This window comes from Pseudomonas sp. HP_14, assembly GCF_055283875.1.
This window is the reverse complement of record NZ_JBTOQI010000026.1, coordinates 1-20,172: the sequence shown is the minus strand read 5'-3', so window position 1 is coordinate 20,172 and position 20,172 is coordinate 1. Positions and strand designations below refer to the sequence as shown.

General features: G+C 59.6%; 16 protein-coding genes and 1 pseudogene. 9 read left to right on the top strand and 8 right to left on the bottom strand.

What is annotated here, in order from left to right:
• Genes ACYASS_RS17210 through ACYASS_RS17180 form a run of 7 tightly spaced genes read left to right on the top strand, consistent with a single transcriptional unit; the run spans position 1 to position 8,473 of the window.
• A complete protein-coding gene (locus ACYASS_RS17210; protein WP_463587005.1) occupies positions 1-1,179 on the top strand; it encodes a glycosyltransferase in 1,179 nt (392 codons plus the stop codon).
• Between the two features lies 1 nt (position 1,180).
• Positions 1,181-2,515, top strand: coding sequence for a cellulase family glycosylhydrolase (locus tag ACYASS_RS17205; RefSeq protein ID WP_463587004.1), 1,335 nt, complete (start codon positions 1,181-1,183; stop codon positions 2,513-2,515).
• Positions 2,516-2,518: 3 nt separating this feature from the next.
• Positions 2,519-3,742, top strand: coding sequence for a glycosyltransferase family 4 protein (locus ACYASS_RS17200; protein WP_463587003.1), 1,224 nt, complete (start codon positions 2,519-2,521; stop codon positions 3,740-3,742).
• Positions 3,733-4,833, top strand: a complete 1,101-nt coding sequence (locus ACYASS_RS17195) for a glycosyltransferase family 4 protein (RefSeq protein WP_463587002.1) — start codon at positions 3,733-3,735, stop codon at positions 4,831-4,833. The genes ACYASS_RS17200 and ACYASS_RS17195 overlap by 10 nt, the downstream gene beginning before the upstream one ends.
• On the top strand, positions 4,833-6,239 hold the full coding sequence (locus ACYASS_RS17190; RefSeq protein ID WP_463587001.1) for an O-antigen ligase family protein: 1,407 nt from the start codon (positions 4,833-4,835) through the stop codon (positions 6,237-6,239). The genes ACYASS_RS17195 and ACYASS_RS17190 overlap by 1 nt, the downstream gene beginning before the upstream one ends.
• Positions 6,236-7,057, top strand: coding sequence for an acyltransferase (locus ACYASS_RS17185; RefSeq protein WP_463587000.1), 822 nt, complete (start codon positions 6,236-6,238; stop codon positions 7,055-7,057). The genes ACYASS_RS17190 and ACYASS_RS17185 overlap by 4 nt, the downstream gene beginning before the upstream one ends.
• Before the next feature lie 9 nt (positions 7,058-7,066).
• Complete coding sequence (locus tag ACYASS_RS17180; protein WP_463586999.1) at positions 7,067-8,473, top strand: lipid II flippase MurJ; 1,407 nt, start codon at positions 7,067-7,069, stop codon at positions 8,471-8,473.
• Positions 8,474-8,608: 135 nt separating this feature from the next.
• Here ACYASS_RS17180 and ACYASS_RS17175 read toward each other — a convergent pair whose 3' ends face one another.
• From ACYASS_RS17175 to urtA, 7 genes are all read right to left on the bottom strand, one after another.
• On the bottom strand, positions 8,609-8,956 hold the full coding sequence (locus ACYASS_RS17175) for an FmdB family zinc ribbon protein (RefSeq protein WP_243245766.1): 348 nt from the start codon (positions 8,954-8,956) through the stop codon (positions 8,609-8,611).
• Positions 8,957-9,069: 113 nt separating this feature from the next.
• The gene (gene fmdA, locus ACYASS_RS17170) at positions 9,070-10,299 is read right to left on the bottom strand and encodes a formamidase (protein WP_463586998.1); all 1,230 of its coding nucleotides are present in this window, start codon (positions 10,297-10,299) and stop codon (positions 9,070-9,072) included.
• 157 nt (positions 10,300-10,456) lie between these two features.
• Complete coding sequence (gene urtE, locus ACYASS_RS17165) at positions 10,457-11,146, bottom strand: urea ABC transporter ATP-binding subunit UrtE (protein ID WP_243245768.1); 690 nt, start codon at positions 11,144-11,146, stop codon at positions 10,457-10,459.
• Positions 11,147-11,159: 13 nt separating this feature from the next.
• Complete coding sequence (gene urtD / locus ACYASS_RS17160; RefSeq protein WP_463586997.1) at positions 11,160-11,921, bottom strand: urea ABC transporter ATP-binding protein UrtD; 762 nt, start codon at positions 11,919-11,921, stop codon at positions 11,160-11,162.
• Positions 11,918-13,090 carry an urea ABC transporter permease subunit UrtC gene (gene urtC, locus ACYASS_RS17155; protein WP_463586996.1) on the bottom strand — a complete coding sequence of 391 codons (1,173 nt, stop codon included), beginning with the start codon at positions 13,088-13,090 and terminating at the stop codon, positions 11,918-11,920. Before urtC ends, urtD begins: the two co-directional genes overlap by 4 nt.
• Before the next feature lie 11 nt (positions 13,091-13,101).
• Positions 13,102-14,019 (bottom strand): urea ABC transporter permease subunit UrtB, encoded by a 918-nt coding sequence (urtB, locus tag ACYASS_RS17150; protein ID WP_243246051.1) that lies wholly within the window; start codon positions 14,017-14,019, stop codon positions 13,102-13,104.
• 183 nt (positions 14,020-14,202) lie between these two features.
• Positions 14,203-15,447, bottom strand: coding sequence for an urea ABC transporter substrate-binding protein (urtA, locus tag ACYASS_RS17145; protein WP_463586995.1), 1,245 nt, complete (start codon positions 15,445-15,447; stop codon positions 14,203-14,205).
• Between the two features lie 343 nt (positions 15,448-15,790).
• Between urtA and ACYASS_RS17140 the strand changes: the two genes are divergently transcribed.
• Both ACYASS_RS17140 and ACYASS_RS17135 read left to right on the top strand, forming a co-directional pair.
• The gene (locus ACYASS_RS17140; protein ID WP_463586994.1) at positions 15,791-19,192 is read left to right on the top strand and encodes an ATP-binding protein; all 3,402 of its coding nucleotides are present in this window, start codon (positions 15,791-15,793) and stop codon (positions 19,190-19,192) included.
• Complete coding sequence (locus tag ACYASS_RS17135) at positions 19,167-19,844, top strand: response regulator (protein WP_463586993.1); 678 nt, start codon at positions 19,167-19,169, stop codon at positions 19,842-19,844. Before ACYASS_RS17140 ends, ACYASS_RS17135 begins: the two co-directional genes overlap by 26 nt.
• Before the next feature lie 18 nt (positions 19,845-19,862).
• Here the strand turns inward: ACYASS_RS17135 and ACYASS_RS17130 are convergent.
• A pseudogene (locus ACYASS_RS17130) lies at positions 19,863-20,172 on the bottom strand (DUF6708 domain-containing protein); the annotation flags it as partial.

Sequence of the window (20,172 nt, the reverse complement as noted above, 5' to 3'; positions counted from 1 at the left end):
ATGCACATTGCCCTACTCGCGCCACTACCGCCCGAGCAGAACGGCATTGCCGACTACGCCGGGCATCTCAAAAACGCGCTGGAGAGCCTCGGCGTGCGTGTCAGCACGCCGCTTGCGGGCATCGGTAACGATCAGGTCCGCGCAGTACAGCAGGTGGCCGAGACCGACTGGCAGGGGATTGATCTGGTGCATGCCGAAATCGGTGGCGGACGGCTGGCTGAATTTCATGCCCTGCGCACCTTGCGTCAGCGCTTCCCGCAACTGCCACTCACCGCCACGGTACATGATCCGGAGCGTCTGGTATGGCGTCGGGCCAGGCTGCCGTGGCCGTTATCTGCAGCCAGTTCGCTGCCCTCGCCCTTCCCGGAAATTGCCACAGTCCTTGCCGACCCTATTTGTCTGCACGAAGAGCGGCAACTGGCACGCAGCATGACCCGCCTGGTAACCCTGACGCAGGCGGGCAGCGTTGCACTGCGCCAGCGGATGGGGTTGCGCGAAGAACAAATGGCAGTGATTGCCCACGGCAACCTGCCGATCCCTCCGGCCCCGCTGCCGCCGTTGCAAACCATGCGCTTGCTGTATTTCGGTTTTATTTATCGCGGCAAAGGTATCGAGGACTTACTCGATGCCCTGGCCAAAATGCTCAGCCGTCAGCCGCAGCTGCGCACACGGGTGCGCTTGACACTGGCAGGCGGTAGCGAGCCTGAAATGGCCTTCGGTCCTTCCGGCAGTTATCTGGATCAGTTACGCCTGCGTATCAACCAACTGGAACTGACCGACCTGATCGACTGGGATCTGGACCTGCCTGCCGATGCCATCGCCGACGTCATTCAGGCCCACCACGTGATGGTTCTACCCTATCGCGAGTCGAGCAAATTGAAGCTGCTCGGGAAACTGCGCGGCACCAGCGGCGCGCTCTCATGGGCGGTGGCTTGCGGACGCGGGGTGATCACTTCGGATGCACGCTCCTTTGCCGAAGAGGTTTCCCATGGCAACGGCATGATTTTCCCTCAAGGCAATGTCGCCGCGCTGAGTACCGCGTTGAACGAAGTCTGCGCGGTCCCGGAGAGGGCTGCGCAATGGGCCGCACAGGCCAGTGTTCTGGGGCAGCGGCGCGTCTGGAGCCAGACCGCCGAACGCTTCCGTTTGTTGTTCCAACAGGCATGCGAGGCCGATTGAGATGAAATCAGCAGCGGGTTTGTGGTTGGCAAGTATTCTGGCGTGTTCAGCACTGGTGTCTGATCTGATACCTGATGCAGAGGCGGCAACCGTTCTGCGAGCACCTCGCGCAGTGGTCTGGCAGGACTTCCTGGGAGTGAATGCGCAGTTCCAGTATTTTTCACCTGCCATGTACCAACAGCAGATGGACCAACTGGACGCGCTGGGCCTTAACTGGGTACGCCTGACCATCCACTGGCCGATCATCGAGCCCGAGCAGAACCAGTTCGACCTGGGTGACCTGGACGGCGCGATGGCGACGATGAATACCCACCACTACAACATCCTCGCCTATCTGGTGGGGTCTGCGCCTTATGCCAGCAGCGCTCCGGAAGGCGTCGCCAGTCGCGATCAATACCCGCCCCGGGACTTCAATCTATTTGCCGCGCGCATGGCGGCGTTGACCAAACGCTATCCGCAGGTCAACAACTGGCAAGTCTGGAACGAACCCAACATTATCTGGCTCCCAAAAGAGGATCCGGTGGCCTATGACAACCTGTTGACCACCACCGCCAACGCCATCCGTGCCGCCGAGCCGGACAAGACCATCGTCACCGCTGGCATGGCTTATTACAGCCAGATGCACAGCACATCCGGTTACATGCTGCAGACGTTGCTGGACCGTGGTCTGGGCAGCCGAAACATCGTTGCCGCCTACCACCCGTACTCCGAATACCCTGAAGGTGACTCACCGCCCGACCGGGACTTTCTGGTCAAAGCGAACGCCATGAACAACCTGCTGCACAGCAACGGCGTGCAACAGGTCTGGGCAACCGAATGGGGCTGGTCGAGCTACAACGGCCCGGTGGAAATGCAGGCCATTATCGGCCTGCAAGGCCAGGCCGACTTCACGTTGCGGCGCCTGGCCCTGATGAGTGCGCTGGACTATCAACGTATCTTCCTGTTCAACCTCAGCGACCTGGACGAACGCGCCAGCGCCCGGGATCAGGCCTACGGTCTGCTTGACCTGCAGGGCAACCCGAAACCGGTCTACACCGCGTTGAAGAATTTTCTGACGATTACCGGTCCGCGGCTTGAGCCAGCCGATCCGCCAGGCGTGAGTGCGGAACCCAACGATCTGTACGCCGTGCCCTGGACCCGCAGCGATGGCAAACGGCTGCTGATGTTCTGGAGTGCCACGGGGACTACCCTGAGTTTTCCAGCGATCAAATCAGCGGTACTTCACGATCCATTGAGCGGCGCCCGCACCGAACTGGGCAGTGCTAACACTACTCAGGCCCAAGGCATCAGCGTGGCCCTCAAGCCGACCCTGCAAATTCTGGAATGGAAACCCTGAGCAATGCGAATTCTCTGGACACTACCCTATCTGCCATGGCCAACCACCAGCGGCGGCAAAACCCGGGAATACCACCTGCTGCGCAACCTTGCCGCCCGTGGTCATCAGATCACCTTGCTGGTGCAGTCCAAAACCGATGTCGATCAAAGCACCCGTGACGCGCTGGAACCGTGGCTGGAGCGGCTGATCGTGTTACCGCGCCGCCCGCTCAAAAGTGCCAAGACGCTGATGGCCATCGCCGTGGCCCCGGCGCCGATGCTGGCCTGTATCAACGGCTACGCACCACGCCTGAGCGAAGTGTTCGAAGGCCTGCTTGAAGAACCCTGGGACGTGATCCAGCTTCAGCACACGTATGGCTTCGAGCCGTTTGAAAAGCCGCTGCAACAATCGGGCAAACCGTTTGTGATGACTGAACACAATGTCGAGTCGGCCATGGGTGCCACCAGCTACGACCGGCTGCCGCGCTGGGCTGGCCTGTTCGCCAGCTTTGATCGCTGGCGCTATCGCCACTGGGAAAGCCGGGTCTTTCGTCAGGCCGATCAGTTGATCGCGGTAACCGAAGACGATGCCAAGGAAATTTCCCGGCTCAGTGGCAAGGCGACGGCTGTGGTCGTCAACAGCGTCGATTGCGGGTACTACGCCCAGGTCAAGCCTGATCCCTACAGTAATCGGCTGTTGTTCATTGGCAACTACGAGTACGGCCCAAATGTGGATGCCATCGAATGGGCACTGACCGAGATCATGCCGAAAGTCTGGCAACACGCGCCCACGCTGCGTTTTGTGGTGTGCGGCTTCGCCCTGCCCGACTCGTGGCGCGAACGCTGGCCTGATCCGCGCATCGAGTTTCAGGGGTTCGTCCCGGACCTGCGTGCCTTGCAGAACAACACCGCGATATTTTTTGCCCCGCTGCGTCAAGGCGGCGGCTCCAAGCTCAAAGTACTGGAAGCCATGGCGGCCGGTTTGCCGGTGGTCACTACTGAACAAGGCAGTTCGGGACTCGCAGTGGTCAACGGCGAGCATTATCTGGGCAGCGAAGACCCGCAGGAGCTGGCGCGGATCATCACCGAAGCCATTGAGCAACCCGCGCGTCTGGCACAGATCGGAGAAGCCGGACGCAAGTACGTGCAAACCCACCACGACTGGTCGGTATCTGCTGCTCAACTGGAGCGGATTTACACTCGACTATCACCCGTAAAAGCCAAACAGGAGCCGCGCCCATGCGTGTAGGACTTGATTACCGTCCGGCCACCGGCTATCCGAACAGCGGCATCGGCCGGCAAAACATCGCCCTCGAAGAAGCCACGCGAGCCAACCCCAACACCCAGGTGCAATTATTCAGCGTAGCGCCTTTCGACCATCCGATCCGCCGCGTGGCGCACTGTCCGCGCTGGGCCACGCCTCTCAATGGCATCCACCGGCTGCCCGAGCGGCTGCGCTTCGAGGGTTTGTTTCTGCCCAAGGCCCTGCGCGATGCAGAAGTACAGGTGTACATCTGCAACATGAACATGGGCTTGCCGCTGGGCCGCAAGCCGGAGGGCATGCGTTATGTACTGCAGTTGCAGGACCTGTTCCAGCTGACCCTTAAAAACAGTCACGGCTCACAGCTGAAGGCACGTATTTACGGCGTCACTGATCGGCTGTCGATTGCTCACTCGCTGCGGGTCGCTGATCGAATCTGGACCCCATCGCAGTTCACCGCCGATGAATGCATGCGCCTGTTCCCCGAAACCCGCGACAAGCTGCGCGTACTGCCCGCGCTGGTCAGCGGCTGGAGTGATGAGCCTTCCGAACTGCTGGGCTGGACACTGCCCGAGCGTTACTGGTTGTGCGTCGGTACCCGTGAGCCGCGCAAAAACATGGCGTGGTTCATTGACGCCTGGCAACGCGCGCGAACGCAATTCGCAAATGTCCCGGACCTGATCCTGATCGGCGCGCCGGAACATCTGCCACCGGCCCAGCAAGCCCTGCCCGGTCTGCACTTCCTGAGCGAGATCAGCGATTCGGAGCTACACGCCGTTTACGCCCGGGCCGACCGCATGTGGCAGCCGTCCTATGCAGAAGGTTTCGGCCTGCCAGTGGTTGAGGCACTGGGCGTGGGCACGCCAGTCGCCGTGGCCAGTGGCTCGTCCCTGGATGAAATCACCCCGCCCGGGAGCCCCCGCTTTTCCCCTAATGACACTGGCGCGCTAATCCAGCTCATGGGCGAACTGGCCAGTGCGGAAAAAGAAGACCCTGAAACGCTGAAAACCTGGGCCGCCGGGTATGGCCCCAAAGCCTTCAACCAGCGCTTTGACGAGTTGATCGAGGAGTTGCGCTGATGCCATTGGCAATGCCCGTTGGCTTGCTCTTCGGCCTGTTGTTCGGTGCAATGTTCTGGTTGCTGCCAGCGTTCAAGGTGCTGGCAGCGATGATCGGAGTGGTGGCCATCGCCACGGTGATTCGGCGACCGTTGCGCGGCTTGCTGTTGTTTGGCGTGCTGGCCACATTTCTGCCCTACTCGACAGTCAATGTCGGGATTCGTACCACGGTGTCCGAGGCCCTGCTGATGCTGGTCTGGGCTGCGTATCTGGCACACCGGATGTTCACCAACCCGCCGCCATTACCAGGGCTGATGCGAACGGAGCGCTTGCTGATCACGCTGATGCTTTACAGCGCTTTGCCGTTCATCGTCGGGCAACTGACCATCACTGCGCTGGGTAACGGCCCGATCAACTGGGTGCGCTGGCTGTTCAACCTGTCTGCATTGTTTCTGGTACCACGTTTGCTGGACCAGCAGAAACACCGGGAGCAGATGATCTGCGCACTGTTGCTCGGCACCCTATTGCTTTTACTGCTGTCTATCCCGGTGTTCCTGAAGGCCCGCACGGCTGAAGCGATGATCCCGATTCTCGGCATCCTCGGCTATGGCGGCATCGACGTACTGAACGACAGCCTGATTTCGCTGGCTGATCGCATGGGCACGCCCTGGATGCACCCCAACGTGGCGGGCGGTGCCATGGCACTGATGGTGCCGCTGGCATTCTGTATTGGCATGACCCGAACAGGCTGGCCAAGATCCCTGGGCTTCGCCGTCGCCACATTGGGCAGCATCGGTCTGCTGTTGACCGGTTCACGCGGCGCGCTGGTCAGTCTGATGCTGGTGATGATGTGGATGGCCCGCAAGCGCGTGCCGTTAATGGGCCGGGTGCTCATGGGCAGCGGTATTGCCGGTACACTTCTGCTGATGTTTTACCCGCCGCTGCAAGAACGAATAGTGGGCTTGTTCACCAACGACGACACCAGTACAGCGATTCGTTTTCTGGAATACAGCCATTTCCCGGACGCCATGGCCAAATTCCCCCTAGGCATTGGTTTCAAGATCGATCCGCCGGTGCCCGGTGCGACGCTGTTCGGTATTTCCAACCTGTGGCTGAACTTCATTTACAAGCTCGGCATCCCCGGGATGCTGCTATTCATCGCGGTCACTGTCAGTTGGTGGCGTGAAACCCGTCCCGAAGACGGCTTCATTACCCTGACCCACGACAACGCCATCTGGCTCGGCACCACCACCGGCTTGCTCGCTGCACTGGCCAGCGGCCTGTTTGACCACTATTTCAGTTTTACCAGCGTTCTGATTGCAGTGTTCTGGCTGATGCTGGGGATTAATCTGCATGAGGCAAAGCGCTTGAAAACCCAGGCGGCCCTCGTTCGACACGCGTTACCGGAGCAGGAATCGAAATCATGAAACACCGTCTGATGCACTCCCACGACCTGTACCTGGCCTTGCCTGAATACGCACGCAAGATGGGCGTCGAACTTGAAGAACTGCAAAGCGCTTATCAGTGGATGCTCGATAACGAGGTGCTGTTCGAAACGCCCATCAAGGGCCGGACGCTGTCGTTCATCAGCTACCTGAACATCGAACCGCGTATCGAACATCCGCTGGCACGGCGCTTCTACCGCTTGCTGTCCAGCGAAATGAAAGGTGCGCTGATCCCCCTCTACGGGATCAACTGGCCCACGCTGCGCGACCGCATGCTGCGTACCTGGGAACAGGCGTACAACATTCTGATCTGCAAGATCCCCAGCCACACTGTACGTTTGACGTGGCTGCGCATCGGCGGGGCGAAAATCGGCAAAGGCTCCAGCGTGTGGCGCAACACCGAAATTCTCGGCGTTGACAGCCTGCGCATCGGCGATGACACCACCATCGGCTGGCACTGTCAGCTGGATGCCCGCGGCGGACTGATCATTGGCAACCACGTGACCGTCGCTTCCCACGTCTTGATCATCGCAGGCGGTCACGACCTGCAGGCACCGGAATTCTGGGCCGTCGGTGGGCCGGTGTATATCCATGACTACGCCTGGATATGCAGCCGCGCCTTGCTCTCTTTTGGCGCCGAAATCGGCGAAGGTGCGGTGGTCGGCGGCGCGGCCGTGGTCTCCAAACCGGTCCCGCCCTATGCCATCGTCGGCGGGCCGAACGCTGAGATCAAAGGCGAACGGGCACGCGGTCTCAATTACAAAGTGGGCGGCAAAGGCCTGTTCACTTTGTTTCATTAAGGCTGACGCATGCTCGGCTCAACCCTGTGGCTAACCCTGGCCACGCTGACCGGCCTGGCCGCGGGGTTTGCCCGTGAATGGCTGCTGGTGGCCGCCTGGGGTGCCGGGGCGCAAAGCGACGCGTTTCTGGTCTCGATGTTTCTCCCTGAAGCCCTGCGCATGGCCTTGGCGGCCGGCTTGTTGAGCGCAGCGGCGCTGCCCTTGTATCAACAGCGCGATCTGCCCGCACAACAACGCTGGCTCAATGCATTGGCGCCACGTCTGTTGCTGTGTGGCCTGGCGTTGGCGCTGCTGTTGAGCCTTGGCGCGCCGCTATGGGTACGCGGCATCGGGCCGGGGCTGGACGACAGCGGTTACGCGTTGGCAGGTAGCAGCCTGCAATGGCTGGCATGGTGCGCACCGGGCTTCTTGCTGCATGCATTGTTGTGCGTGCCGCTGCAGGCGCAACAACGATTCGTCATGGCCGGGCTTGGCTCGTTGTTGTTCAACCTGCCGCCCGTGATTTACCTCGCCGTTGCCAGTCATGCGGCCACACCCGTCGGCCTGGCGCTGTCCTGCGTGCTGGGCAGTTTGCTTATGCCTGGCACATTGCTGCCGACGTTACACCGGATGGGCTGGAAGCCTTGGCGATGGCAAGGCGAACCCGGCGTCGGCCGGGAGCTTCTGCAACGTATCGGCCCATTGTTGAGCAGCAATCTCGCCAGCCAGGGCCTGGCGTTACTGGAGCGTATGGTTGCCTCGTTACTGGGCGAAGGCGCAGTGACCTGGATCAACCTGGCCCGCAAGCTGATCAATCTGCCCTTGATTGCCCTGATGAGTCTCAATCAGGTGCTGCTGGGTTTGATGAGTGGCAGTGCGGCCGATCAGCGCCTTGTACTGTTGCGCAAAGGCCTGAGCAGCGCCACGTTGCTCACCCTGCCCGCGATTGCCGGTTTGATCGGCGCCTCGGGAGCGCTGGTGGTATTGCTACTGCCCAGCCTGGCCCACGACGGCCCGCTGCCGGAATTGCTCGCCTGGTTTGCCGTGCCACTGATGTTTGGTGCCTGGAATGCCTTGCTGGCGCGCTATGCCTACGCGGCGGGCGATACCCGCATGCCGCTGAACTGCGAATTGATCGGCAACCTGTGCAACGCCTTGCTGCTGGGGGTGCTGCCGTTTTTCCTCGGTCTGATCGGCATTGCCATTGCGGCGCTGGCCGGAGCAATCATTACCGGCCTGCTGTTGATGCGCCGCCAGCAATTGCTGACGTTTGTCCCATGGCAAAGCCAGTGGGCACTGGGTGCTGCCGCCATGCTAGTGGCAGCGCTGATGCTGCATCCGATCAGCGACACCTGGCTGCAACTGGGGCTGAGTTGTGCGTATGGGGCGGTGTTGTTAGCAGGCCTGGCGTTGTGGCTGAGGCCTTGGCGCAACTGATCCTTCTGACTCGATGTTTATGTGGGAGCTGGGCTTGCCCGCGATAAGGCTGTATGCGATTGACCTGAGATATGCGGTGCCTATATCGCGGGCAAGCCCGGCTCCCACAAGACTGCAGCCAGCCAGTAATTAGCCTCAATGACTGATCATCCACGGCCGTCCCGCTGCCTTGCCTTTCAGCGCATGGGGATTGGTTTTGGTGGGCACCACGGGTTTGCTCGGCCCGCAACAACTGCAGCCGCTGGGGTGGCGTTTGCTGTCCTGATACTCGGCAACGGTCTTGGGCGCGTGGGCGCTACGCTCGTTGGTCTCGATGGCCCGGCGTTTGTTACCTGACACCGTGCTCAAGCCGGGCGCGGACAAAATCACTCGCATGCTTGACTCGCCGCATTGCGGGCAGGCGCACGGCGCGCCGCTCTCGGCCATAGGTTTGAGGGCTGAGAAATCCCCACAGCTGGGGCAATCGAATTCGTACATGGGCATGGGCCAGATTCCTGATAGTGATCTCCTGTAGGAGCTGCCGAAGGCTGCGAATGGGTTCAACTGACCCGCCGCTTCGCAGCCTTCGGCAGCTCCTACAGAGAGGTGACGACAATCTACAAATCGTAGGCAATCGGCAAATCAACCAAACCGTCAATCATTTTGGTCGGGCCGTTGGCGTTCGGGTTGATGTCGAACTGGAAGATTTCCGTCGGCAGCCACAACGTCGCACAGGCGTTGGGAATGTCGACAATGCCGCTGATATGGCCTTGCACCGGTGCCGAGCCAAGCAACGCGTAACCCTGAGCCGGTGAGTAGCCGAACTTGGTCATGTAGTTGATTGCGTTCAGGCACGCCTGGCGATACGCAATGTTGACGTCCAGATAATGTTGCTTGCCTGATTCGTCCACCGAGATACCTTCGAAGATCAGGTATTTGTTGTACGTGGGCACAATCGGGCTGGGCTTGAACACCGGGTTCTTGATGCCGTACTTCTCCATGCCACCCTTGATCAGCTCGACACGCATGTGCACCCAGCCGGCCATTTCGATAGCGCCGCAGAAGGTGATTTCGCCATCGCCCTGGCTGAAGTGCAGATCGCCCACTGACAGGCCGGCACCGTCGACATAGACCGGGAAGAACACCTTCGAACCACGGGACAAATCCTTGATGTCGCAGTTGCCGCCGTGCTCACGGGGCGGCACAGTCCTTGCGCCGGTGGCTGCCGCCATGTCGCGAGCCGGACCTTTTAGCTTGCCCAGATGCGCGGTTTTCGCGTGCGGCGGGTTGGCCAGTGGCGGCACGCGGGTCGGGTTGGTGTCGATCAGTTCCTGTTCGCGCTTGTTCCACTCGGCGAGCATCTTGTGATCCGGCAGACAGCCGATCAGGCCGGGGTGAATCAGACCGGCGAACTCAACACCGGGAATATGTCGGGAGCTGGTCATCATGCCCTTGAAGTCCCAGATGGCTTTTTGTGCCGAAGGGAAATGATCGGTGAGAAAACCACCGCCGTTCTGCCGCGAGAAAAACCCGTTGAACCCCCATTGGGAATCGGCCCGTGCGCCGATGTCCAGCAGGTCTACGATCAGCAAATCACCCGGCTCAGCGCCATGCACGCCAATCGGGCCGGACAGATAATGCACAGTGGACAGGTCCACGTCGCGCACATCGCTGGCGTCGTCATCGTTCTTGATCGCGCCGGCGGTCCAGTCATAGGTTTCGAGGATGAAGTCATCCCCCGGCTTGACCCACGCCGCCATCGGAATATCCGGGTGCCAGCGGTTGTGAATGTTTTCGTTTTCGGTAGCGGGCTGGTTGAGGTCGACTTTGATCAGCGTTTCGGTCATGGCGTTTCTCCTTGGGTTCATCGGTTGGCTTTACTGACGCCATCGCGAGCAAGGTGGATCGCCACCCCGGTCGCTACTACAGTTGGAATGCACTCACCTGTAGGAGTGAGCTTGCTCGCGATGGCGCCTGATAAAACGCTACATATCTGGGGGATTACTAAACCGACAAATACCGACTGATCGTCGCTTCATCGACATTGGCCCGGGTCTCTTCAATCACGAAACGCCCCTTCTCGATCACCAGGAATCTATCAGCGATTTCAAGGGTGAACGACAGCACCTGCTCGGAGACCACAATGGTCAGGTTGCGCAACGTGCGAATCTCTTTCAGGGTGCGGGCGATGTCCTTGATGATCGACGGCTGGATGCCTTCAGTCGGCTCATCAAGCAGCAATACCTTGGGGTTGGTCGCCAGCGCGCGGGCAATCGCCAGTTGCTGCTGCTGACCGCCGGACAGGTTGCCGCCACGTCGGCCGCGCATGTCGTAAAGCACCGGGAACAGCGCGTACAAATCTTCCGGCACGATGCCGCGAGCCGATGCAGGCAAGCCGGTCTGAATGTTTTCCAGCACGCTCATGGCCGGGAAAATCATCCGCCCCTGCGGCACGTAAGCCATGCCATGTTCGACCCGGGAATGGGTTTCCATGGCCGACACGTCAACGCCCTCGACCTGCACCTGGCCGCCCCACTGCGGCAGGATGCCCATCAGGCTTTTGAACAGCGTGGTCTTGCCCATGCCGTTACGGCCCATGACCGCCACGATTTCCTGCTTTTCAACACTGAGGTCCAGGCCATGAAGGATCTGGCTTTGGCCATAACCACACGCCAGCTGATTGATCTTGAACATGCCGCGCTCCTGATTAGTGGCCCAGATAGACTTCAATGACTTTCGGGTTGGTCTGCACCGATTCCATGCTGCCTTCCGCCAGCACCTTGCCCTGATGCAGCACCGTGACCTTGTGAGCGATGCTTTTGACGAACTCCATGTCGTGCTCAATGACCAGTACCGATCGCCCCTGACTGATGCGATTGAGCAGCTCGGCCGTTTGCGAACGTTCACTGACGCTCATCCCGGCGACCGGCTCGTCGAGCATCAGCAGTTGCGGGTCTTGCATGAGCAACATGCCGATTTCCAGCCACTGCTTCTGGCCGTGGGATAGCAGACCCGCCTGCTGCTCAAGCAAGTCGCCAAGGAAGATGTCTGCGGCGACATCCCTGACCCGTGCGACCACTTCATCGGAGCGCTTGAAAAACAGTGCGCCGAACACCGAGCGCCCTGCAGGAAAGGACATTTCCAGGTTTTCGAAAACGCTCAGGTTGTCGTAGATCGATGGGGTCTGGAATTTACGACCGACCCCGGCACGGACAATGTCGTACTCATGCATTTTGGTCAGTTCACGGCCCTCGAACTGAATGCTGCCACCCGTGGCCCGGGTCTTGCCGCAGATCAGATCCAGTACCGTGGTCTTGCCAGCGCCGTTAGGGCCAATGACCACCCGCACCTCGTTGCGGTCGATGTACAGATTGAGATCGTCCACCGCCTTGAAACCGTCGAAAGACACCGTCAGCCCTTCGATGGCCAACACCGGCTTGTGCATCTGAAAGCCTGTCGGGCTGCTCATGGCTGAGTCTCCAGTGGCGTGACGCTGGCTTTGGGCATCGCCTGTACCGGCGTGATGTGCGGCTTTTCAAGCACCGGCGCAGGTTTACCGCGCAAACCGGCAAGCCATTTGCGCCCGTGGCTTTCCCACAAACCGGCCAGACCGTTGGGGAAGTACATGACCACCGCGATGAACAGGCCACCCATCAGGTACAGCCACAATTCAGGGAAGGATTCGGAAAAGTAGGTCTTGCCGTAGTTGACCAGCAGCGAGCCGTACACCGCGCCAAGCAGCGACATGCGCCCGCCCACTGCAGCGAAGATCACCATCTCGATGGAGGGCACGATGCCCACGAACGACGGCGACATGAAGCCCACCTGCAAGGCAAACATCGCGCCGCCAATGGCCGAGAAAGCCGCAGCCACGCAGAACACGAAAATCTTGAAACTGGCCACGTCATAGCCGGAAAAACGCACCCGTTCTTCCTTATCGCGCATGGCCATCAGCAGTCGGCCGAGCTTGGAGGCAAGGATGAATTTACCGATCAGAATGCAGGCGAACAGCAGCCCCGCATTGATGAAGTACAAGGCAAGTTTTGCCCCGTCGCCGCGGATGTCCCAACCCAGCAGCGTCTTCAAATCAGTGATGCCGTTGACGCCACCGGTCAGCCCTTGCTGGCCAATGATCAGCACCGTGAGAATCAGCGCGATGGCTTGAGTCACGATGGAAAAGTACACATCACCGACCCGGCGCTTGAACATCGCCAGACCGATCACCAGGGCAAGAATCACCGGCACGGCGATTACTGCAATGACGGTGAACGTGAAGCTGTGAAACGGCACCCACAACCACGGCAGTTCAGTGATCTGGTTCCAGTCCATGAAATCCGGGATACCGGGCGTTGACTGGATTTTGGTGCTTTCCGGATCCGATGCCTCAAGCTTGAGGAACATCGCCATGCAGTAACCGCCAAGGCCGAAGAACACGCCCTGGCCGAGACTGAGAATGCCGCCGTACCCCCAACACAACACCAAACCGACGGCGACGAACGCGTAGGTCAGGTATTTGCCGACCATGTTCAGCCGGAAGGCGTCCAGCGTCAGCGGAAAGACCACCAGAATCAGCACAGCCAGGATCAGCACGCCGACGACACCTTGTCGACCACCGAGCACTTTGTTTAGAGCATTCATGGGGTGGCCTCTTATTTACGTACTTTGCTGGAAAACAACCCTTGCGGGCGCATCAGCAGAATCAGGATCACGGCAGACAGGGTCAGGACCTTGGCCATGGAACCACTCATGAAAAATTCGGAAATCGACTGGGTCTGAGCGATGGCAAACGCCGAGGCGATGGTGCCGAACAAGCTTTGCGCACCGCCGAAAACCACCACCAGAAAGGTGTCGACGATGTACAGCGAACCCGCAGTGGGCCCGGTGGAGCCGATGGTGGTGAACGCAGCGCCCGCGACTCCGGCGACACCGCAGCCCAGGGCAAACGTCATGCGGTCGACCTTGCGGGTATTGATGCCCACCGCGCGGCTCATGATCCGGTTCTGCACCGTGGCGCGAACGTGCAGGCCCCAGCGGGTGCGGTACAGCATCAGGAAGATCGTCGCGGTCAGCAAAATGGTCAGGCCCATGACAAACAGGCCGTTACGCGGGATCTCGATGGTATCGCTGAGGCTCACTGAGCCCATCAGCCATTCAGGCGGGGTGGCGCTGACTTCGCGGGCGCCGAAGATCGAGCGAAAGGCTTGCTGCATCACCAGTGACAAACCCCAGGTGGCGAGCAAGGTATCCAGTGGGCGATGGTACAAACGGCTGATCATCACCGATTCGACAACCCAGCCAATGGCCCCGGCCACCACGAACGACAACGCGATGGCGAAGAAAAAGTAGTACGGCTGCATGGACGGCATGTACTGCAACGTCAGGCTGGACATCACGTACGTGGTGTAGGCACCGATGGTGAGGAATTCACCGTGGGCCATGTTAATCACGCCCATCTGGCCAAAAATAATCGCCAGCCCCAGGGCCATCAGCAGCAGCACGCAGAATACGGATAACCCGTTGAACCCCTGCATGGCCGCGATGGCACCAAATTCCGATAGCCATTCCATGATGATGGTCTCCGAGGTGGAAAACGCAGTGCATGAGCTGCACTGCTATTTTCTGTAGGAGCGCAGCTTGCTCGCGATAAGGTCGGCACGACCTTCAGACCATGGTGAATTCACCATTTTTACGACTGCTTCGCAGCCGATCGCGAGCAAGCTACGCTCCTACAGGAAAGGTGTGGTCAGCGGTTATTGGTAGCCCTTCGGAAAAGGATTCGGCTCGATCAGGTCCGACTCGTAGATCACCTTGAACTGACCATCGGTCTGCACTTCACCAATGCGGGTCTTGCTCCACAGGTGGTGGTTTTCGTGGACCTTGACGTAGCCTTCAGGCGCGGTTTTGAGCTCGATGCCAGGCGATGCGGCAACCACTTTGTCGATATCGAAGCTACCGGCCTTCTCGACTGCTGCTTTCCACAACCATGGGCCGAGATAGGCGGCCTGGGTCACGTCGCCCATCACCGAATCCTTGCCGTACTTGGCCTTGAACGCATCAACGAAGGCTTTGTTGTTCGGGTTGTCCAGGCTCTGGAAGTACTTCATGGAGGCGTAGAAGCCCTTCATGTTTTCGCCGCCGATGCCCAGTAACTCGTCTTCGGTCACCGACAAGGTCAACAAGGTCTGTTTGGTGGAGTCAACGCCAGCGGCTTTGAGCTGTTTGTAGAACGCCACGTTGGAACCACCGACCACGGCGGCGAACACCACATCAGGCTTTTTCAACTTGACCTTGTTGATCAGCGAGCCGAATTGAGTGTTGCCCAGCGGGTAGTAGTCCTCGCCGACCACAGTGCCTTTGAGCACGTTTTCGATGTGTTTACGGGCGATTTTCATGGAGGTGCGCGGCCAGATGTAGTCCGAGCCAATCAGGTAAAAGGTTTTGGCGCCTTTGGTTTTGGCGATCCAGTCGAGGCTGGCAATAATTTGCTGGGTGGCTTCCTGGCCGGTATAAATCACGTTTTTCGACTGTTCCAGGCCTTCATAAAAAGTCGGGTAGTACAGCAGGCCGTTCTCCTTCTCGAAGACCGGCAAAACGGCTTTACGTGAAGCCGAGGTCCAGCAGCCGAACACTGCTGCGACCTTGTCGCCTACCAGCAGCTTCCTGGCTTTTTCGGCGAAGGTCGGCCAGTCAGACGCGCCGTCTTCCTGCACGACTTTAATCTGCCGCCCGAGAATCCCGCCCGACGCGTTGATCTGGTCGATGGCCAGACGCTCGGCCTGGATCGAGCCTGTCTCAGAGATGGCCATGGTGCCGGTGGCCGAGTGCAACTGGCCGACCGTCACTTCGGTCGCGGTCACGGCCAGCCCGGTGGTATTGGCGTCATCGGCCAGCGCCACTTGCCCGAACACCCCTGCCGCAATCAGCGAAAGCGCAGCAGCGCCCAGCGCCAATCGACGTGGCAAAAACCTTTTGGCACCTGTCAGTCGTGAATTCATGTTCCCGCTCCTGTGCTTTGCCTGTTTTTTTTAAATGCGCCACGGTCCGCAAAGGCCCTGTGGTGAGACTGCGGCAAGCATGAGGTCGAGGAGCAAAACCGGGTATACGCATCATGACGTACCCGGCTACGTCATTTGACGTAGGGCCGGACTGCGCAAAAGCGAGGATGATTGCGCGCAGAAATGCCCTTTACCTGTAGGAGCTGCCGAAGGCTGCGAATGGTTTTTCATGACACACCGCTTCGCAGCCTGCGGCAGCTCCTACAGAAATAGGCGCCAGGGAGGCACGGAAGTTGCTGTTGGCAACCCATAACCATAAACATCCTTTTCAGGAACACGCCAAGTGCGACCCTCCGGCTCCCAACGCATCGTCAAGGTTCGCCGCGATTACAACAGCCTGGTCGCTGACGAGACCATGGAGGACTACGCCTTACGCTTCACGCCCAAATCATTCCGAAAATGGTCGGAGTTCCGCATCGCCAATACCGCCGTTGGGGCGGTTTCGTTTCTGGCGCTGGAGGCCATCGGCGGCGCGCTGGTCATGAGTTATGGCTTCACCAACACCTTGTGGGCGATCCTGGCCACGGCGTTGGTGATTTTCCTGACGGGTCTGCCCATCAGCTATTACGCGGCCCGCTACGGCGTAGACATGGACTTGCTGACCCGTGGCGCGGGCTTCGGCTACATCGGTTCGACCATCACGTCGCTGATCTACGCCAGTTTCACCTTCCTGTTTTTTGCTCTGGAAGCGGCAATCATGGCCCTGGCCATCGAGCTGTATTTCCAGATACCCCTGGCCATGGCCTACGTGATCTGTTCGATCATCGTCATTCCCCTTGTGGCATACGGCATTACCCTGATCAGTCGTTTGCAGATGTGGTCGCAGCCGTTATGGCTGACCTTGTTGCTGGTCCCGTACATCTTCGTGATCTGGAAAAACCCCGAAGCCCTCTCCGACCTGACCACGTTTGCCGGGCGTGAGGGCGAAGGCGGCACGTTCAATCTGCTGTTCTTTGGTGCAGCGTTCAGCGTCGCGCTGTCATTGGTGACGCAAATCGGCGAACAGGTCGACTATTTACGCTTTCTCCCGGAAAAAACCCGCAAGAACCGTAAACGCTGGTGGGCGGCGCTGCTGATGGCAGGCCCCGGCTGGATCATCCCCGGCGCGCTGAAAATCATGGCCGGAGCGTTTCTTGCGTTTCTCGCCCTGCAACACGAAGTCCCCATTGAGCGTGCGGCCGAGCCGACGCAGATGTATCTGGTCGCCTTCCGGTACGTGTTCAGCTCCCCGGAATGGGCCCTGGCGGCCATGGTGCTGTTCGTGATCATTTCCCAGATCAAGATCAACCTGACCAATGCCTACGCCGGTTCTCTGGCCTGGTCGAACTTTTTTGCCCGCGTCACCCACAGTCATCCGGGCCGTGTGGTGTGGCTGGTGTTCAACGTCGCCATCGCCCTGATCCTGATGGAGCTGGGAGTATTCGACGCGATCGAGCAAGTGCTCGGCCTGTACGCCAACGTGGCCATTGCCTGGATCGGCACCCTCGTAGCGGATCTGGTGATCAACAAGCCGCTGGGCTTCTCGCCGAAACACATCGAATTCAAACGCGCGCACCTGTATGACATCAACCCCGTCGGCGTCGGCGCCATGTCGATTGCTTCATTGCTGTCGATCAGTGCCCATTTCGGGGCATTCGGCGAACTGGCTCAGGCCGCCCCGCCGCTGATTTCCCTCACCACGGCGTTGATTGCGGCACCGTTGATCGCGTGGTGGACCCAAGGCAAGTACTACATCGCACGCACCAGCGACCCGCTGCAACTCTTCCCGCTCGGGCAGCAGACGAGCCTGCGCTGTGGCTTGTGCAGCAATGAATTCGAAACGCCGGACATGGCTTACTGCCCGGCTTACAGCTCGCCCATCTGCTCGTTGTGCTGTTCGCTGGACGCCCGCTGCGCCGACCAGTGCAAAAGCCGCGCGCGGCTGTCGATGCAGTTCGAAGACGTGATCAGCAAAGTGCTGCCGAAACTGCCGCTGCACTATCTGCATACCCGACTGGCGCAATACCTGGGTCTGTTGACGATCCTGCTGCTGACCATTTCCGGTGCTCTTGCGGTGATCTATGGCCAGGTGTCTCACAGCCTGATTGACCAGTCCCCCGCCGTGCATCACACGCTGTTTCTCGCCTTTCTCAAAGCGTTCTTCACCCTCTGCGTGTTCGCCGGAATTCTGGCCTGGTGGGTAGTACTGACCCGGGAAAGCCGTCGTGTGGCGCTGGAAGAATCGGACCGCCAGACTTCATTGCTGATGCAGGAAATCGATGCTCACGATAAGACTGATCAGGCCCTGCAAAAAGCCAAAGAAGCCTCGGAGGCAGCCAATGCGGCCAAGAGCCGCTACGTGACCGGCCTGTCTCATGAGCTGCGCACACCGCTGAACAGCATTCTCGGTTTCACCCAGATTCTGCAACGCGACCCTGCAACACCGGCCCATCAGCAGGATCCGCTGGCGACCATCCTGCGCAGCAGTTCGCACTTGCTGTCGTTGATCGACGGATTACTGGATGTCGCCAAAATCGAGGCCGGCAAATTGCGCCTTGAGCCGTCGGAAATCCTCTTTCAGGAATTCCTTCACGATCTTGAGCAGATGTTTGCCCCGACAGCGCGGGAAAAGGGCCTGACCTTCCGGCTCGACGTAGAAGGCCGCATGCCTGCGGTGGTTCGCGGCGACGAGAAACGCGTGCGGCAAATCCTGATCAATTTGCTGGGCAACGCGGTAAATTTCACCGACAGCGGCGAAGTCTGCCTGCGCGTCAGTTACCGCCGGGAAACGGCGATTTTCGACATCATCGACACCGGAATCGGCATCGCTCCCGAGCAGATCGAGCGGATCTTCCAGCCCTTCGAACGCGGCGGTCTGGTGCGTCAGGACAACGGCGTGGGCCTGGGGTTGACCATCACACGCATGCTCACCTCGTTGATGGGCGGCGCCTTGTCCGTTACCAGCCAGCCCGACGAAGGCACGCGCTTTCAGGTCCGGCTGTTTCTGTCGGAAGTCCGGGTACCCAAGGCGGTGATCCATGTGGATCACGACGTCATGGGCTATGAGGGCGAGCGACAGCTGATTCTGGTGGTGGACGATCATATCGAGCATCGCAAAGTCATCAGCGGCATGCTCACACCGCTGGGCTTTGAAGTCGCCCAGGCAGCGAATGGTCAGGAAGCAATTCGTCAGGTGTCGCTGCTGCACCCGGACCTGATTCTCATGGATTTATCGATGCCGGACATGGACGGTTGGGAAACCAGCCGCCTGATCCGCCGCAACGCCCTGTCGCTGGCACCGATCATCATCATTTCAGCGAACGCCAATCCGTTTACCGACGACAAGGAGCGTAGCCTGCCTGAGGTCTGCAACGACTATCTCGCCAAGCCGGTACACATCCAGCAACTGCTGGATCGCATTCAGCACCACTTGCAACTGCAATGGTTGCGTCGCCTGCGCTCGGTCTCGGTGGTCAAAGCGCCGTGGACTCTGCCGCCCCGTCAGGATCTGCTGGATCTGTACGAGCTGTGCGGCCTGGGTTATGTGCGTGGCATCCAGGCCAAACTCGATGCCATCGAGCGGGAAAGCATCACCAGCGCCAGCTTCATCGCCGACCTGCGAACCCTCGCCAAGGGCTTTCGTCTGGATGAACTCAGCCTGCAATTGAAGGAGGCCCTCAATGAACGCCCCGATCCAACCCGCTGATAACAGCGTGATCCTGATCGTCGACGACACCCCGGACAATCTCGCGCTGCTCTCCGACGCGCTGGACGAAGCCGGCTACATGGTGCTGGTGGCTCTGGACGGCAGCAGCGCTCTAAACCGCATTCAGCGCAGGCGCCCGGACCTGATCCTGCTCGACGCCATGATGCCCGGTCTGGACGGCTTCGAAACCTGTCGCCGGATCAAGGCACAGCCGGAAAGCGCTAACATTCCGATCCTGTTCATGACCGCCCTCACCGACAGCGAACACGTGGTCAAAGGCTTTGAAGCCGGGGCCATCGACTACGTGACCAAACCCATCGTCTGCGACGAGGTTCTGGCACGGGTCGCCTCCCATTTACGCACCGCGCGCATCCTGCAATCTGCCCGCAACGCCTCACAATCCGCCAGCCTGGGCTTCGACGACAAGCCCGCCTACGGCAAACTCTCCAGCCGCTTCCAGCTCACCGAACGAGAAATCGAAGTACTGCGCTGGGTGTCCTGCGGTAAGACTAACAAAGACATCGGTGACATTCTGCAACTCAGCCCGCGCACGGTGAACAAGCACCTGGAACATATCTACATAAAGCTGGGCGTCGAGACGCGGACGGCGGCGACTTCGGTGGCGTTGGCGGCGATGACGGAGCGGGTTTGATTGCCAGTAAATGTCTGTTTACCTGTCCTCTATCAATTGGCAGGCAGAACGGAAGTCCAGCTTGTTCTTTTTCCTGTTCATGGCCTGCTCAACCACTTTTGTCGCGCGTTGCAGTTCCGGGCTGGGTTTGGCCCATTGGTCTGGAGGAATAGGCGCTGACCACTCGCGGACTTTTTCCGGGATATACGGAGTGCCCGCTTTATGGCCCCATTCGGCGATCATATAGGGCATTTTCCAGAAGCTGAGTACACGCCAGATATACCAGCGGCGCAGGGGCCAGCGAGTGCGCGGGGAGAAGCCGATCTCAGCACGGCGCTCATCGCTGAAG